Source organism: Rhodococcus sp. NPDC060176, from assembly GCF_042728675.1.
Taxonomy (GTDB): domain Bacteria; phylum Actinomycetota; class Actinomycetes; order Mycobacteriales; family Mycobacteriaceae; genus Rhodococcus_F.
This window is the reverse complement of record NZ_JBHWYS010000004.1, coordinates 19,927-35,360: the sequence shown is the minus strand read 5'-3', so window position 1 is coordinate 35,360 and position 15,434 is coordinate 19,927. Positions and strand designations below refer to the sequence as shown.

At 64.9% G+C, this 15,434-nt stretch carries 14 protein-coding genes and 1 tRNA gene; 10 read left to right on the top strand and 5 right to left on the bottom strand.

What is annotated here, in order from left to right; genetic code table 11:
* Nucleotides 1-6: 6 nt before the first annotated feature.
* A tRNA-Leu gene (locus tag ACFWEM_RS19815) sits at nucleotides 7-92 on the bottom strand.
* 254 nt (nucleotides 93-346) lie between these two features.
* On the opposite strand from ACFWEM_RS19815, the gene ACFWEM_RS19810 reads away from it, so the two are divergent.
* The 7 genes from ACFWEM_RS19810 to pknB all read left to right on the top strand — a co-directional run bounded on the left by ACFWEM_RS19810 (nucleotide 347) and on the right by pknB (nucleotide 10,038).
* Nucleotides 347-1,768 carry an FhaA domain-containing protein gene (locus ACFWEM_RS19810; RefSeq protein WP_378536241.1) on the top strand — a complete coding sequence of 474 codons (1,422 nt, stop codon included), beginning with the start codon at nucleotides 347-349 and terminating at the stop codon, nucleotides 1,766-1,768.
* A gap of 186 nt (nucleotides 1,769-1,954) precedes the next feature.
* On the top strand, nucleotides 1,955-2,419 hold the full coding sequence (locus tag ACFWEM_RS19805; protein ID WP_003943418.1) for an FHA domain-containing protein: 465 nt from the start codon (nucleotides 1,955-1,957) through the stop codon (nucleotides 2,417-2,419).
* Entirely contained in the window at nucleotides 2,416-3,840 is a 1,425-nt protein-coding gene (locus tag ACFWEM_RS19800; RefSeq protein WP_378536239.1) for a protein phosphatase 2C domain-containing protein, read from the top strand. The genes ACFWEM_RS19805 and ACFWEM_RS19800 overlap by 4 nt, the downstream gene beginning before the upstream one ends.
* Nucleotides 3,840-5,291 (top strand): FtsW/RodA/SpoVE family cell cycle protein, encoded by a 1,452-nt coding sequence (locus tag ACFWEM_RS19795; protein ID WP_007735775.1) that lies wholly within the window; start codon nucleotides 3,840-3,842, stop codon nucleotides 5,289-5,291. The genes ACFWEM_RS19800 and ACFWEM_RS19795 overlap by 1 nt, the downstream gene beginning before the upstream one ends.
* Nucleotides 5,288-6,754, top strand: coding sequence for a peptidoglycan D,D-transpeptidase FtsI family protein (locus ACFWEM_RS19790; RefSeq protein ID WP_378536237.1), 1,467 nt, complete (start codon nucleotides 5,288-5,290; stop codon nucleotides 6,752-6,754). Before ACFWEM_RS19795 ends, ACFWEM_RS19790 begins: the two co-directional genes overlap by 4 nt.
* A gap of 3 nt (nucleotides 6,755-6,757) precedes the next feature.
* Nucleotides 6,758-8,116: a protein kinase gene (locus tag ACFWEM_RS19785; protein WP_378536235.1), complete on the top strand. Its 1,359-nt coding sequence runs from the start codon at nucleotides 6,758-6,760 to the stop codon at nucleotides 8,114-8,116.
* Entirely contained in the window at nucleotides 8,113-10,038 is a 1,926-nt protein-coding gene (pknB, locus tag ACFWEM_RS19780) for a Stk1 family PASTA domain-containing Ser/Thr kinase (RefSeq protein ID WP_378536233.1), read from the top strand. The genes ACFWEM_RS19785 and pknB overlap by 4 nt, the downstream gene beginning before the upstream one ends.
* A gap of 57 nt (nucleotides 10,039-10,095) precedes the next feature.
* Here the strand turns inward: pknB and ACFWEM_RS19775 are convergent, their stop codons facing one another.
* On the bottom strand, nucleotides 10,096-10,761 hold the full coding sequence (locus ACFWEM_RS19775; protein ID WP_003942537.1) for an aminodeoxychorismate/anthranilate synthase component II: 666 nt from the start codon (nucleotides 10,759-10,761) through the stop codon (nucleotides 10,096-10,098).
* A 22-nt stretch (nucleotides 10,762-10,783) separates the two neighbouring features.
* On the bottom strand, nucleotides 10,784-11,497 hold the full coding sequence (locus tag ACFWEM_RS19770) for a DUF881 domain-containing protein (RefSeq protein WP_003942461.1): 714 nt from the start codon (nucleotides 11,495-11,497) through the stop codon (nucleotides 10,784-10,786).
* Between the two features lie 102 nt (nucleotides 11,498-11,599).
* On the opposite strand from ACFWEM_RS19770, the gene crgA reads away from it, so the two are divergent.
* The 3 genes from crgA to ACFWEM_RS19755 all read left to right on the top strand — a co-directional run bounded on the left by crgA (nucleotide 11,600) and on the right by ACFWEM_RS19755 (nucleotide 13,113).
* The gene (gene crgA, locus ACFWEM_RS19765) at nucleotides 11,600-11,863 is read left to right on the top strand and encodes a cell division protein CrgA (RefSeq protein ID WP_003942576.1); all 264 of its coding nucleotides are present in this window, start codon (nucleotides 11,600-11,602) and stop codon (nucleotides 11,861-11,863) included.
* A gap of 107 nt (nucleotides 11,864-11,970) precedes the next feature.
* Nucleotides 11,971-12,462: a PH domain-containing protein gene (locus ACFWEM_RS19760; RefSeq protein ID WP_378536231.1), complete on the top strand. Its 492-nt coding sequence runs from the start codon at nucleotides 11,971-11,973 to the stop codon at nucleotides 12,460-12,462.
* Between the two features lie 9 nt (nucleotides 12,463-12,471).
* Nucleotides 12,472-13,113: a TetR/AcrR family transcriptional regulator gene (locus ACFWEM_RS19755; RefSeq protein ID WP_378536229.1), complete on the top strand. Its 642-nt coding sequence runs from the start codon at nucleotides 12,472-12,474 to the stop codon at nucleotides 13,111-13,113.
* Here the strand turns inward: ACFWEM_RS19755 and ACFWEM_RS19750 are convergent.
* Complete coding sequence (locus ACFWEM_RS19750; RefSeq protein WP_378536226.1) at nucleotides 13,106-13,954, bottom strand: TauD/TfdA family dioxygenase; 849 nt, start codon at nucleotides 13,952-13,954, stop codon at nucleotides 13,106-13,108. The two genes, ACFWEM_RS19755 and ACFWEM_RS19750, sit on opposite strands and share 8 nt — an antisense overlap.
* Nucleotides 13,955-14,060: 106 nt before the next feature.
* Complete coding sequence (locus tag ACFWEM_RS19745) at nucleotides 14,061-15,428, bottom strand: FAD-binding oxidoreductase (RefSeq protein WP_378536224.1); 1,368 nt, start codon at nucleotides 15,426-15,428, stop codon at nucleotides 14,061-14,063.
* Nucleotides 15,429-15,434: the final 6 nt, after the last annotated feature.

Below are 15,434 nucleotides of genomic sequence, written 5' to 3'. Positions count from 1 at the left end.
GTCTTGTGGTGGGCGAAGGGGGACTTGAACCCCCACGTCCCTAAGGACACTGGCACCTGAAGCCAGCGCGTCTGCCATTCCGCCACTCGCCCGAGCAACGCCGAAACATTATCACGACAAACTTTGAAAGTTCTATTCGTGCAGATCAGGGCACGAATCGATGAACACCGAGCACCCAAAAGCCCAGAACCGATACCATGCTGAAACAGCGGCCAGGTACTGCCGAAGCGACATTTGACAGTACCGTGGAACCTGTACAGCAGTTTGGACGACACGCGACAAGGCGGTGCCGGCGCTACTTGCCGAGCATTTTGCCGTCGTAGATGCGAGGCGAGAGGAGGGCCCGATGGGCATCGTGCAGCGTTTCGAACGAAAGCTCCAAGGAGCTGTCGGCGACGCATTCGCGCGGGTCTTCGGTGGTGGTGTTGTGCCGCAGGAAGTAGAGGCGGCGCTCCAGCAGGAGGCACGTGACCGCGTCGAGCACCTCGGCGGCGGAATCCTTCTCGCCCCCAACAACTATGTGATCACCATCAACAACTCCGATCACGAAGAGTTGGCAGCTGATCGCGAACTGACGACCAAAGCTTTCAGCCGACACCTGCAGGATTTCATCCGCGATCAGGGTTGGCAGACGTACGGCGACATCTCGGTCACTTTCGAGCCTTCGCCTACGCTCCACACCGGTCAGTTCCGCACCCGCGGAACCGTCGACCCGGATGGTGACGCCGAGCAGGCATCGCCGCCGTCGCATGTTCCGCAGGTTTCGTCGCGGCCGCCACAACGGCCGCCTCAGCGACCCGCACCGATTGTTCCCCCTGTTTCCAATCCAGTCCCGTCACAACCAGGAGCCGGCCCCATGACGCAGAACTCAGGCTACGAACCAAGCCGCGAACCGGCGGGTCGCCAGCCCGAACCGCAGCAGCCGGCACGGAACGGGTACTCCCACGACGACGGCGGTTATGCCGCTCCGCAGGGCCAGGAAGCGCCGTACCAGAACGGTTACGACCGCGGCGACGGTTACCGCACGGGCGACGACCAGCAGGGCTACAACCAGCAGCAGGGTGGCTACGACCAGCAGGCGTACCCGAACCAGCAGCAGCCGTACGAGCAAGCCGGTTACGACCAGCAGGGTTATGACCAGCAGGGCGGCGGCTACGACCAGCAGGGTTACCAGCAGCAGCCTTACGACCAGCAGGGCTACGGCCAGCAGGCGTACCAGGGTGGGTACGACCAGCAGGGCTACCAGCAGGGCGGTTACGACCAGCAGGGCTACCAGCAGCAGCCGTACAACGGCCAGTCCTACGATCAGCCGGGCTACGACCAGCAGAGCTACCAGCAGGGCGGCTACGACCAGCAGGCGTACACACAGCAGCCGTACGAGCAGGCCGGCTACGAGCAGGGCGGCAACTTCGAGCAGACGCAGGCCTACCCGCAGCAGGGCTATGCCCAGCCGCAAGGCGGTTACGCACCGACGGCCCAGAGCCTGACGGCAACCCTGCAGCTCGAGGACGGCAGCGGACGCCACTTCCAGCTTCGCGACGGCAGCAATGTCATCGGCCGCGGCCAGGAAGCTCAGTTCCGCCTCCCGGACACCGGCGTCTCACGTCGCCACATCGACATCCGTTGGGACGGCCGCACCGCGATGCTGTCCGATTTGGGATCCACGAACGGCACCACCGTCAACGGCGCACCGGTCCAGGACTGGCAGCTGGCAGACGGCGACATCATTCGTGCAGGTCACTCGGAGATTCTGGTTCGCATTCTCTGAGCTGAGAAACGGACGCCAGGATTTTTCCGATAACAATCGAACATTCGGCGGTCCGTCGGCGCGCCGCCGTCACGCGGCTGTCAGTATCGTGATCTTCGGGGCCCAGAGCCCCCTATGATGCTGCCAGTCGACAATGCTCGAACCCCGCTGCGGCGGGGCTCGAGCCATAGAAGGAGGTGGACAGCCGTGCAGGGCCTGATTCTGCAACTCACACGGGCGGGCTTCCTGCTCCTACTGTGGCTGTTCGTCTGGGCAGTCCTCCGCACTCTCCGCTCCGACATCTATGCCGGCTCCGGGGTCAGGGTTCCGCCGCGGTACACCCGCGCCGGAAAGGTCCTGCCCTCGCTGGGCAAGGCGAAGGTGCCTCGGTACCTGGTGGTCACGCAGGGCGCCCTCGCCGGTACCCGCATCACCCTGGGTTCTCAGCCGGTCATGATCGGCCGCGCCGATGATTCGACGCTCGTTCTCACCGACGATTACGCGTCGACGCGCCATGCGCGGCTCTCGCAGCGCGGCGCCGACTGGTACGTCGAGGATCTCGGTTCGACCAACGGCACCTATCTGGACCGCGCCAAGGTCACAACTGCGGTGCGCGTGCCGCTGGGCACTCCGGTTCGCGTCGGCAAGACGGTAATCGAGCTACGCCCGTGACCCTTGTTCTCCGCTACGCGGCGCGCAGCGACCGCGGTCTCGTGCGCTCCAACAACGAAGATTCCGTGTACGCCGGTGCCCGTCTGCTGGCCTTGGCCGACGGTATGGGCGGGCACGCGGCCGGTGAGGTCGCGTCACAGTTGATGATTGCCGCTCTGGCGCATCTCGACGACGACGAGCCCGGCGAGGATCTGCTCGGCAAGCTCGAGGCAGCCACCCGCGAGGGCAACGATTCCATCGCCGATCACGTCGAGGAAGAACCCGAACTCGACGGTATGGGCACCACGCTCACCGCGATCCTCTTTTCCGGCAGCAAGCTCGGTCTCGTGCACATCGGCGACTCGCGCGCCTACCTGCTGCGCGACGACCATCTGACGCAGATCACCCGCGACGACACGTTCGTGCAGTCGCTGGTCGACGAGGGCAGGATCACCGCCGAACAGGCACACACGCACCCGCAGCGATCCCTGATCATGCGGGCGTTGACCGGCAACGAGATCGAGCCGACGCTCACCGTGCGCGAAGCCCGCGCCGGCGATCGTTACCTGCTCTGCTCCGACGGCCTCTCCGACGTGGTCAGCGACGAGACCATCGAGAACACGATGCGCGAGGGCTCGCAGGAGCAGTGCGCCGACCGTCTCATCGAATTGGCGCTGCGCAGCGGCGGTCCCGACAACGTCACCGTCGTCGTCGCAGATGTCATCGACCTCGATTACGGCCAGTCGCATCCCATCGTCGCGGGTGCGGCGTCGACGGAAGAGGAAGAGGACTCCCCTCCTCCCAACACCGCTGCCGGCCGCGCCGCTGCCATGCGCCCGCCGCGCGCGACGCCCAAGCGAGTTGTCTCCCAACCCGAACCGGAACCGAAGAAGAAGCGGAACCGGTTGTGGTGGGTGGTCCTCGCCGTGGTGCTGATCGCACTGGTCGGCGTCGGCGCCGTGATCGGCCGCGCCGTCATCCGCAACAACTACTACGTCGGCGAAGACAACGGCCGCGTGACGGTGCTGCGCGGAATCCCCGGTTCGGTGCTCGGCTACTCGCTGCAAGACGCGGATCTGGTGGGTTGCGTCGGCGACGACGACGTCCTGACCCTCGTCTCCCCCGACGCGATTCCCAGCAACTGCAACATCCTCGAGGTCACCGATCTGCAGCCGTCGGCGCAGGAGCAGGTGCGCGCCGGGCTGCCGTCCGGCAAGCGTGAAGATGCGCAGAGCCAGATGATCCGTCTCATCGGCGGCGATCTGCTGCCTCGTTGTGAGCCGGTTCCGACGACGACGGCCGCGCCCACTCCCCCGCCGGCACCGGAGACCACGCCGCCCCCCGCACCGCCCGGCGAGCCTGCTGCGCCGACGACGGCAGCACCCACGAGTACGCCTACGCCGACCGAAGTTCCCGGTCAGACTTGCAGGACGGTCAACTGATGTCGTCCAACGCAGCTGCGGGGACGGCTTTTCCGAGTCCGCCCGGAGGTTTTGCCCCGGCGCCGGTCCAGTCGACCCGTCGAAACATGGAGCTGCTGCTCCTCGGCTTTGCCGTCATCATCACGACGGTCTCGCTTCTGCTCGTCGAGGCGAGCCAGGAACAGAAGATCACTCTCGACCTGGCCAAGTACGCGCTTGCGTATACGGGCTTGTTCCTGATCGCGCACTTGGCAATTCGGCGGTATGCGCCGTACGCCGATCCGCTGCTGCTGCCGATCGTCGCCCTGCTCAACGGCCTGGGGTTGGTGCTCATCCACCGACTCGACCTCGCCGACGAACAGACAGCGCTCTACAACGGCGTCGAGGCACCGTCACCGGATGCGAACCAGCAGGTCATGTGGACTGCACTGGCGATCACCGGTTTTGTGCTGCTGCTCGTGTTCTTGAAGGACTACCGCCTGATGGCGCGGTTCAGCTACACGCTCGGCCTCGCAGGCCTGGTGTTCCTGGCGATTCCCGCGATTCTGCCGGCGAAGTTCTCGAGCGTGAACGGCGCGAAGATCTGGATTCGCCTGCCCGGATTCAGCATTCAGCCAGGTGAGTTCGCGAAGATCCTGCTCATCATCTTCTTCGCGTCAGTGCTCGTCGCCAAGCGCGACCTGTTCACCTCGGCCGGTAAACACTTCCTGGGCATGGACTTTCCGCGTGCCCGCGACCTCGGCCCGATCCTGCTCGCCTGGATCGTCTCGGTGGGCGTGCTCGTCTTCGAAACCGACCTCGGTACGTCGTTGCTGCTCTTCAGCACCGTGCTGGTGATGCTCTACATCGCGACCGAACGTGTGGGCTGGCTGGTGATCGGCGGCGGACTGCTCGCCATCGGATTCTTCTTCGCCTACAAGATGTTCGGTCACGTGCGCGTGCGCGTCGACACCTGGCTCGATCCGCTCGGCGACTACGCCAACACCGGTTATCAGATCTCGCAATCGCTGTTCGGCCTGGCCACCGGTGGTATCGCCGGAACAGGTCTGGGCAGTGGCCGGCCCAACCAGGTCCCGTTCGCGAAGACGGACTTCATCATCGCGACCATCGGCGAAGAGCTCGGCCTGATCGGCCTGGCGGCTGTGCTGATGCTGTTCCTGCTTCTCATCGTGCGCGGCCTGCGTACGGCATTGGCAGTGCGCGACAGCTTCGGCAAACTGCTCGCTGCGGGTCTGTCGTTCACGATCGCGATCCAGATTTTTGTCGTCGTCGGCGGCGTCACCAAGCTGATCCCGCTGACGGGTCTGACAACACCGTTCATGTCGTACGGCGGCTCGTCGCTGCTCGCGAACTACCTACTGCTGGCCATCCTCGTCCGGATCTCGGACGCGGCTCGTGCGCCGGTAGTGACGAAGAAGAAAGGCCCGCCCCCAATCGCTGACGCCAATACCGAGATGATGCCGCGCGTATGAACACTCCACTGCGCCGCGTCGCGATGGCCGTCATGGTGATGGTCGTCGCGCTCCTCGCCAACGCCACGTACGTACAGGTCATCAAAGCTGACGACCTGCGAGCCGACCCGCGCAACTCACGGGTGCTGCTCGACGAGTACTCACGCCAGCGAGGTCAGATCTCGGCGGCCGGACAGGTACTGGCGGCCTCCCAGGCCACCGACGACCGGTACAAGTACCTGCGCCAGTATCCGAATCCGTACCCGTACGCACCGGTCACGGGCTTCTACTCGATGCAGTACGGCAGCGCCGGCCTCGAGCGCACCGAGGATCCGATTCTCAACGGCTCGGACAACCGGCTGTTCAGCCAGCGCTTCTTCGACTTGGTCTCCGGACGCGATCCGCGCGGTGGCAACGTCGTCACGACGCTCAATCCGGCGATGCAACAGGTGGCGTACGACCAGCTGACCAGCAAGGGCTACACCGGTTCCGTCGTCGCCATCGAGCCGAGCACCGGACGCATCCTGACGATGGTCAGCACCCCGAGCTACGACCCGAATCTGCTCGCCAGCCACGACGGCGCCGAAACCACACAGGCGTGGGACGAGCTCAACGCCGACCCCAACGATCCGCTGGTCAATCGCGCGATCTCGCAGACCTACCCTCCCGGCTCGACGTTCAAGGTGCTCACCACGGCCGCAGCTCTGGGCAACGGCGCGACCCCGGAAGACCAGCTGACCGCGGCGCCGCAGATCACGCTGCCCGGCACCAGCACGACCCTCGAGAACTACAACGGCAGCACCTGCGGCCCCAACCCGACGGCGTCGTTGCGTGAAGCGTTTGCGCGCTCGTGCAACACGGCCTTCGTCGAACTGGGCATCAAGGACGGCGCTGACGCCATCAAGGACGAGGCCAGCGCCTTCGGCATCGGACCCAACACTCCCGCGATCCCGCTGCCGGTCGCAGACAGCACCGTCGGCGACATCTCCGACGACGCTGCCCTCGGCCAGACCAGCATCGGCCAGCGTGACGTTGCGGTGACCCCGCTCGAAAATGCGGTGATCGCCGCGACCGTCGCAAACGGTGGTGTGCGGATGCAGCCCAACCTGATCTCCCAGTTGCAGGCACCCGATCTGACCGATCTCAGTACGCCGTCACCGGTGTCGATGGGTCAGGCGATCTCGCCGGCAGTGGCGGCAACGCTGACCGATCTGATGATCGGCTCGGAGAACTTCACCGGCGGCGACGGCAAGATTCCCGGCGTTCAGATCGCGTCCAAGACCGGTACCGCGGAGCACGGCGTGAACCCGCGCGAAACCCCGCCGCACGCGTGGTACATCGCTTTTGCACCGGCGCAGAATCCGACGGTCGCTGTGGCCGTCATCGTCGAGAACGGTGGTGACCGCGGACTCGCCGCTACCGGTGGCTCGGTTGCTGCGCCGATCGGTCGTGCAGTCATCGCAGCCGGAATCCAAGGGGGCTGAACCGTGGCGTTGAACAACGGCGCTTTGATCGCCGATCGTTACCGATTGATCCGTCTCATCGCCACCGGTGGGATGGGTCAGGTGTGGGAAGCCACGGACTCCCGGCTCAACCGTCGCGTCGCCGTCAAGGTACTCAAGTCCGAGTTCTCTTCCGATCCGGAGTTCTTGGAGCGCTTCCGCTTCGAGGCCCGCACCACCGCACAGCTCAACCATCCCGGTATCGCCGGAATCTACGACTACGGCGAGACCCGTGACAGCTCGGGCGATTCCACGGCGTACCTGGTGATGGAACTCGTCAACGGCGAGCCGCTCAACGCTGTCCTGGCACGCGTCGGCCGCCTCGCGGTTCCGCATGCCCTCGACATGCTCGAGCAGACCGGCCGCGCTCTGCAGGTCGCGCACGACGCCGGTGTCGTGCACCGCGACGTGAAGCCGGGCAACATCCTCATCACGCCGACGGGCCAGGTGAAGATCACGGACTTCGGCATCGCCAAGGCCGTCGAGAACTCACCTGTCACGCGCACGGGAATGGTGATGGGCACTGCCCAGTACATCGCGCCCGAGCAGGCTCTCGGTCAGGACGCGACCGCGGCGAGTGACGTGTACTCGCTGGGAATCGTCGGATACGAAGCACTTTCGGGTCGACGCCCGTTCACCGGTGACGGCGCGCTGACCGTCGCGATGAAGCACGTGCAGGAAACCCCGGCGCCGATGCCGGCCGACCTGCCGCCGAACATCCGCGAGCTCATCGACATCACGTTGACCAAGGATCCGGCCGGCCGTTACGCCAGTGGTGGCGAATTCGCCGACGCCGTTGCAGCCGTTCGGGCAGGGAGGCGTCCACCGCCGCCCGGTCTGCTCGCTACCGGTGCCGCGAGCGCGTTGCCGGCAACGGGTGCCACGCAGGTCATGCCGCCGACGTACGCGGGCCCGGCGACGGGCGCAGCTGTTGCGGACGACGCGGCAGCCGGCGGAATGACCAGTGGGCAGAAGGCCGTGGCATGGGCCGGCGGCGGATTGATCTTGTTGGCGTTGATCATCGGCGGAGTCTGGATCGCGACCGACGGTCCGAGCGACCCGACGCCGCCCGTCGTCACGTCCACGACATTGCCGACCACGACGACGACCAAGCCCACCACGACGACGACTCGGCCGACGACGACCACCACCGAGCCGACCACCACCACGACTCGGCCGACGACAACCACGACCGAGCCCACAACCACCACAACAACGCCGACCACGACAACAACCACTCCGACGACCACAACCACCACCACGACGACAACGACGACCACAACGACCACTGAGCCGTTGGCGGATCCCGGAGACGCTGAAGAACCGCTAGGACAAGACCAATGACGACACCCCGCAATCTCTCCTCCCGCTACGAGCTGGGTGAGATTCTCGGCTTCGGCGGAATGTCCGAGGTTCACCTGGCGCGCGACCTCCGACTCAGCCGCGACGTCGCGATCAAGGTGCTGCGTGCAGACCTCGCGCGCGACCCGACGTTCTACTTGCGGTTCCGTCGTGAGGCGCAGAACGCTGCCGCGCTGAACCATCCCGCAATCGTTGCCGTCTACGACACCGGTGAAGCCGAGACCGACGCCGGGCCGCTGCCGTACATCGTCATGGAGTACGTCGACGGCGACACGTTGCGTGACATCGTGCGCAGCACCGGGCCGATGACTCCGCGCAAGGCGATGGAAGTGATCGCGGACGTCTGTGCCGCTTTGGACTTCAGCCACCGCAACGGCATCGTGCACCGCGACGTCAAGCCCGCCAACATCATGATCAACCGCGCCGGCGCCGTGAAGGTGATGGACTTCGGTATCGCCCGTGCCATTTCCGACGCGTCGAGCCCGATGACGCAGACGGCGGCCGTGATCGGCACCGCTCAGTACCTGTCGCCGGAGCAGGCGCGCGGTGAACAGGTTGACGCGCGTTCGGACGTCTACTCGCTCGGTTGTGTGCTGTTCGAGATTCTGACGGGCGAGCCGCCGTTCAAGGGTGATTCACCGGTCGCCGTGGCGTACCAGCACGTTCGTGAAGATCCGCAGACGCCGTCGGAGATCAATCCCGACATTCCGCGCGAGCTGGATTCGATCATTCTCAAGGCGATGAGCAAGAACCCGGCCAACCGCTACCAGAGCGCCGGCGACATGCGCAGCGACTTGGTACGCGTCCTGGGCGGTCAGCGTCCGAGTGCGCCGATGGTGATGAACGACGAGGACCGCACCACCATCCTCGGCGCCGTCGGCTCCGACACCGGGAACTACCGCACTGCTCCCGATCCGGTCGAGCCGGTTCCTGCGAGGACAACTCGCGCTGCCGAGCCGCCCGCCAAGAAGAAGGGCGGACGTTACGCCCTGATGGGCATCGCGGCGCTTCTGGTGATCGGTCTGGTGACGTTCTTCCTGATCCGGGTGAACTCGCCGAAGGTCGAGATGGTGACCGTTCCGGGTGACCTGACCAACCAGCCCGCCGACGTCGCCGAGGCGACGCTGACCAACGCCGGATTCCAGGTGGAGCGTCAGCAGAAGACGGACAAGGTGATCGCCGCCGGAAACGTCATCACGACGCGTCCGGTTGCCGGGGTGCGTATCGAGAAGGGCAGCACCGTCACCATCGACGTGTCCACCGGCCCCGAGCAGGTCGCGATCCCGCGCCTGACCGGCCTGAGCCAGGACGACGCCGAGAAGAAGCTCAACTCCGTCGGACTCCGACTTGATCCGACCATCGGTAAGGCCGCGTCGACCATTGCCGAGGTCGACAAGATCGTCAATCAGGATCCTGCCGTCGGAGTGTCGGTTGTTCTCGATTCCGCAGTCTCGATCACCGTCGGCACCGGTCCGGAGCAGGTTCGTGTCCCGGATGTCACCGGTCAGCGTGAAGAGGTGGCGAGGCCCAACATCGAAGGTGCCGGGTTCGTCGTCCAGATCACGGAGATCGATTCGGGTCTGCCCAAGGGACAGGTTGTTTCGACCGACCCGACCGGTGGGACGTCGGCCACCAAGGGTTCGACCGTGACGCTGCGAGTGTCCAACGGCAACCAGGTCTCGATGCCTGATCTCACGAACAAGACTATTTCGGAGGCGTTGACCGCGCTTCGGGCCGCCGGCTGGGCGGGAACCGCATCGCAGCTGGTGCAGAACCAGACCACGACGCTCGTCCCGGAAATGGTGGGCAAGATAGCCTCGCAGACGCAGCCTCCGGGCTCGGAGATCTCCAAGGACGCGGTCATCACCGTCAGCGTCGGAGCGCTCGGAATCCCCGGCCGCTAGCAAAGTGAAAAAAGTGCCTCCCGGAGATTTCCGGGAGGCACTTTTTGTGGACAGGTGTCAGAGAATTGCGGGCAGGGCTCCACCGAGCGCCGACGCCACCTCGGCCTCGAGGGCTGCGACGAGCCCTTCCGGGGGCGCCTCACCGCAGACTGCGAGCCAGTTCGCGAGCATCCGGTGTCCACCCTGGGTGAGGACGGATTCGGGGTGGAACTGGACGCCGTGAATCGGCAGTTCGCGGTGACGCATCGCCATCACAACGCCGCTCTCGGTGTGGGCAGTCACCTCGAGTTCCTCGGGAATGGTGTCCTCGAGAACTGTCAGCGAGTGGTAGCGGGTAGCGGTGAACGGATCGGGCAGTCCGGCCAGAACACCGACGTCCTTGTGGTGCACCAGGCTCGTCTTGCCGTGAAGCAGTTCGGGCGCGCGGTCGACGGTTCCGCCGAAAGCCGCACCGATCGCCTGATGGCCGAGGCAGACGCCGAGCAGCGGGGTCTTGGTGTCGGCGCAGACCTTCACCAGATCCATCGTGGCTCCCGCGCGCTGCGGAGTTCCGGGGCCCGGGCTCAGGAGAATGCCGTCGAACTGAGCTACTGCACCCTCGAGGTCGGCCGTCAGTTGTGGATCGTCGTTGCGCCAGACCACGGCTTCGGTTCCGAGCTGGCCGAGGTACTGCACCAGGTTGAACACAAAGCTGTCGTAGTTGTCGACGACGAGAATCCTCATGAGAGCAGGGTAAACGCCTGTGCTATCCGCCGGTATAGGCGGGGACCGTGATCTGCGACGGCGTTGCCTGCGTGTACCCGAGGCCGAAGCGGGTCGCGTACTGCTTGTAGATCCGAATGCCCGGTTCGGCAGCGAGTGCCGCCTCGAGGCGCGCGACGTCGCCGATGGCACTCATCACGTAGGGCGGACTGTAGGTGCGACCGTGCAGAAGCAGAGTGTTTCCGATGCACCGCGGCGCCGACGTACTGATGATCCGTTGGTCCTGCATGCCCACCGCTTCGGCACCGCCCGCCCACAGTGCGTTCAGGACGCTCTGGACGTCCTGCTGATGCACGACGAGGTCGTCCGGGGTGGCGTCGACCGGATACTTGCCGTCGGCGTTGCGCGGAGCGTCCGTCATGGTGACCACGACGCCGGGGCCGGTCATCTCCGTCAGTCCCGCGTCGGCGGAGATGTTCTTGATGTCACCGAGCGCGGCGGCCACTCCGGCGTCGGACCGAGCGGCGTCTTGCTGCAGCGAATCGAGCTGGGCGGCAAGTTCGTCCCGGTCGGCCGAGACTTTTTCGGCATTGGCCTGGGCGCTGCGGACCAGATCGGAGAGCCTGGTGCTTTCGGTGACCTGGAGCTGGTTTTCCTCGGCGGATCGTTGCGCCGTGGCGACCATCAGACCGGCTACCAGGCAGACGGCAAGTACACCGATGTGCCAGACGGTTCGTGAAGATTCACCCGAAGACACGTGGCTCCTCCCGGATTGTGCAGGTCGGCCGGTGACCAACTGGACACAGCTACGTTAGCGTGTAGGTAACACATGCAGGTCACACCGTAGAGCGAGGACGTCATGCCCAAGTCGAAGGTCCGTAAGAAGAACGACTACACAGTCAACCCGGCAAACCGCACTCCGGTGAAGGTGAAGATGGGTCCGTCGAGCACGTTGTACGTCTCGGTGATGCTCGGATTCATGCTTGTCGGCCTGGCATGGCTGATTGTGTACTACTTGGCCGCGGATTCGATCACGTGGATGAACGACTTGGGAAACTATAACTTCCTCGTCGGCTTCGGTTTCATGGTTGTCGGCCTTGTCATGACCATGAGATGGCGCTGACCAGCGAGTATCTGATTCGACCCGGATCGTGACCGTCATTCAATTACATGGGTGTCATTCATCCCCATTGTGGATAACTCCTGTGGACAACCTAGGAAGTTATCCACATGCTCGAGGATGAATTTCATCCACAGCCTCGTGACAACGTCACGGAGGTCGTCTCGTGGGCCACTCCGATGGGTGTTGTCTACGCGATGTTCGGCGGCGGAATTGCCCTCGCGATCGCCTCGATCGTCGCGCCCACGGAGCCGGCCGGACGCTTCCTGCTCGCCCTCGCGGTGATCGGGCTGTTCGTGATGGGCGGTCTCGCTCTGCGTCAGCGTCCCCGCCTGGCCGTGATCGAAGACGGGGGAACCAAGTCGATCGCGGTGCAGCGACTGCGCGCCCGGCACACGTTTACCCGCGAACAGATCGACCGCGTGCGGCTTGTCCGCTACCCGCGTCTGGGTCGACGCGTCCCGATGCTCGAGATCGACATCGTCGACCGGCCCACCGACACCGAGAAGCTGTTGATCTTCGGACGCTGGGATCTCGGTACCTCGCCGGAGGACGTCCTCGACGTGCTCGCTATCCACGGATTGGTACCGCCCGAGAAGTAGGGTCGAGCGGTGAGTAGTCCAGAAGTTTCAGAGCGCGGTTCAGAGCGCGCGGAGCGCGGTTCAGAGCGCGCGGAGCGCGGCCGCCTTCTCGACCTCGCCGCCGACTACGTCCTCGAGTTCGGTGTCTCCTCGGCAACGCTTCGGGGGCTCAGCCGCGCACTCGGCTCCAACAATCGCATGCTTCTTTACTACTTCGGGAGCAAGGCCGGACTGCTCCTCGAAGCACTGCGCCGCGCCGGGCTTCGCTTTCCCGGGATCGCCCACCTCCTCGATCTGATCCGCGATTCCGAGATCCCCATCGCGGACCGTCTACACGACGCGTGGGGCATCCTCGCCGACCCCGAACTTGTTGCCTACCATCGGCTCTTCTTCGAACTCTTCGGTGTGGCCGCATTCGACTCGGAGCAGTACCGCCCGCTCCTCGAGGGCGTTGCCAACGAATGGGCCGACGAAACTGCCCGCGCCATAGCCGAAACCGGCGTCGACGCCGAGCTTGCCGAAACTCTCGGACACGAGATCGTCGCCGCCTGGCGCGGTTTCCAGATGACTCTGATCGGTGGCGGCGACCGCGCAGTGGTCGACCGTGCCGCCCGGCATCTGACGGAATCGATTGTTGCCACCGTGCAATCTGCGGCGAGGCCGATTACATAGCGAGCGCCGCCAGGTCTGGTTGCACGATGTCGAGAGCCTGCTGCGGCACTGCCACGGCGTCGCTCGACCATCCCCAGATCGAGTACAGCTCACGGCCGGGGTCGGTGTATCCGTCGCGGCCGTGCAGTACCCGGTAGTTGTCGATGCAGATCATCTCGCCGGCTTCGGCGCGGAACATCGGACCGCTGTCGCGCACGTGAATCACAGCCTCACTCCACTGCTTCACCAGCGGCCACTGCGCTACTTCCGATTCACCGGCGATCGGCGCGAGATACGGGTGATACCGAACCTGGTTGCGTCCACTCGGGACCGTCCTGGCGATCGGCGCAAAGGAGTTCTGCGGGAAGTTCGGCTCCGAATGGTCGATGTCTGTGCTCCAACAGAATTCGGCCAATTCAGCGGTTGCGGGATCGAAGGCGAGCAACCGCGTCAGTTTGAGCGCGTCAATGAGAAACGAGTCGCCCCCACTCGGATACGCCGGACGCTTGCACCACAGAAACAGATAGTCGGGCGCGTAGTCACCGAACGCAAAACCGTCGTTGTGGGCAGTCATCCGCTCGCCGGAGATGCCGAACGAGCGCTTCCTGCCGCGTTCGTCCACCGGTTGGGTGTCGACGACGGCGGCCTCGGCATCCTGACTTCTTGCGCTTGCCTCGAACTGTCGGCCGACGCGAATGTACTTCTCACCGAGCAACTTCGACGCAAAGGCAATCGCGTCCTCCTCGGTGTGCAGCCCGCCGTAAACCGCGGCGCCGTCGAGTGCGATCGCAGCCCGGACAGCCTCGACCGTGTCCACGCGCCGGGGAACGACACTTGCCTGCGTCAAGTCGGAAGAGAACATCCGTGACTCCTTACATCGAGTTGAACCAAGTGGTTCAACTCAGCGTAGGGACTCGCCGTTTCAGCGGTGTAACTGCGGAAACCGATTCGGTTACGGAGCTGGCTCTTCAGATCACCTTGCCGGGGTTCATGATTCCGTGGGGGTCGAGTGCCCCCTTGATTGCATGATGCATCGCAACAACCGCCGGTGACAGTTCTTGCGCGAGGCCGCCCATCTTCAGCAGGCCGACTCCGTGTTCACCGGTGACGGTTCCGCCCAACTCGAGAGCACTGTCGATGATCTCGGCAAAAGCGGCCTGAGCGCGTCGACGTGCCGCTTCGTCGTCGTGTGGCGTGATCAGCAGCGGATGCAGGTTGCCGTCACCCGCGTGCGCGATGTTCGCGATGTGCGTGTCGTGGCGGGCCGAGATGGCCTCGATGCGCGCCAACATTTCCGGGACCGCAGCCTTGGGAACACAGATGTCCTCGGTGAGCACCGGGCCGAGCCGCTCGAGGGCGGGGTACGCCAACCGCCGGGCGGAGAACAGTGCGTCGGCTTCCTCCTGGTCGGTGGACCTCGCGCTCCAGGTTGCCCCGGAACGGTTGAAGCAGGCCAACATTCGCTCGGCTTCGGCGTCGCCGATCTCGCCGGGTGTGTCGATGCGGCCGAGCAGTACTACCTCGGCGTCGGCCGAGAGGCCCATATTCTTCCAGGCATCGACGGCAAGCAGGCACTGTCGGTCGATCAACTCGAGGGCGGACGGCGTGAGACCGTCGGCGGCTACAGCTTCGACAGCCTTGCCCGCAGCGACGATGGAGTCGAAGTACCCGACGATGGTGCGTTCGGGATCGCGCTGAGGACGAAGTTTGACGGTCACCTCGGTGATCACGCCGAGAGTTCCTTCGGAGCCGACCATGAGCGCCGAGAGATCGAACCCGGCCACTCCCTTGGCAGTTCGACGCCCGAGCCGAACCAGCTCGCCGGTTCCGGTGACCACCTGCATGCCCAGCACGTAGTCCTTGGTGACGCCGTACTTGACGCAGCACAGGCCGCCGGCATTGGTCGCGACATTGCCGCCGATCGTCGACCAAGGCGCGCTGGCCGGATCGGGCGGGTACCAGAGTCCGTGCTCAGCGCAGGCGTCGCGGAGGTGATCGTTGACCACACCGGGTTCCACCACGGCCAAACGCTCGAGGGTGTTGATCTCCTTGATGGCATTCATCGCGTCGAAGGCGATCACGACGCCACCAGCGACCGCGTTGGCTCCGCCCGACAATCCGGTACCGGCGCCGCGCGTCACGACGGGCGCACCGTGGGCGATGCACGCCTGCACAACGGTCTGTACCTGCTCGGCTGTGCGCGGACGGACCACGGCGACCGGCATCTCGTACGGAGCCCACTCGGCGTCGTCGTGGATGTAGCTCGTCATGATGTCGGGGTCGGTGATCAGTCGATCCGCATCGATCTGCGAGCTGAGCGCCTCGAGGAGTGTCATGCCTCC

Excerpts from the sequence above, each read along its gene's own strand:
- ACFWEM_RS19810 (WP_378536241.1), top strand. The coding sequence starts at position 347 with ATGGGCATCGTGCAGCGTTTCGAACGAAAGCTCCAAGGAGCTGTCGGC.
- ACFWEM_RS19795 (WP_007735775.1), top strand. The coding sequence starts at position 3,840 with ATGTCGTCCAACGCAGCTGCGGGGACGGCTTTTCCGAGTCCGCCCGGA.
- ACFWEM_RS19790 (WP_378536237.1), top strand. The coding sequence starts at position 5,288 with ATGAACACTCCACTGCGCCGCGTCGCGATGGCCGTCATGGTGATGGTC.
- pknB (WP_378536233.1), top strand. The coding sequence starts at position 8,113 with ATGACGACACCCCGCAATCTCTCCTCCCGCTACGAGCTGGGTGAGATT.
- ACFWEM_RS19775 (WP_003942537.1), bottom strand. The coding sequence starts at position 10,761 with ATGAGGATTCTCGTCGTCGACAACTACGACAGCTTTGTGTTCAACCTG.
- crgA (WP_003942576.1), top strand. The coding sequence starts at position 11,600 with ATGCCCAAGTCGAAGGTCCGTAAGAAGAACGACTACACAGTCAACCCG.
- ACFWEM_RS19760 (WP_378536231.1), top strand. The coding sequence starts at position 11,971 with ATGCTCGAGGATGAATTTCATCCACAGCCTCGTGACAACGTCACGGAG.
- ACFWEM_RS19750 (WP_378536226.1), bottom strand. The coding sequence starts at position 13,954 with ATGTTCTCTTCCGACTTGACGCAGGCAAGTGTCGTTCCCCGGCGCGTG.
- ACFWEM_RS19745 (WP_378536224.1), bottom strand. The coding sequence starts at position 15,428 with ATGACACTCCTCGAGGCGCTCAGCTCGCAGATCGATGCGGATCGACTG.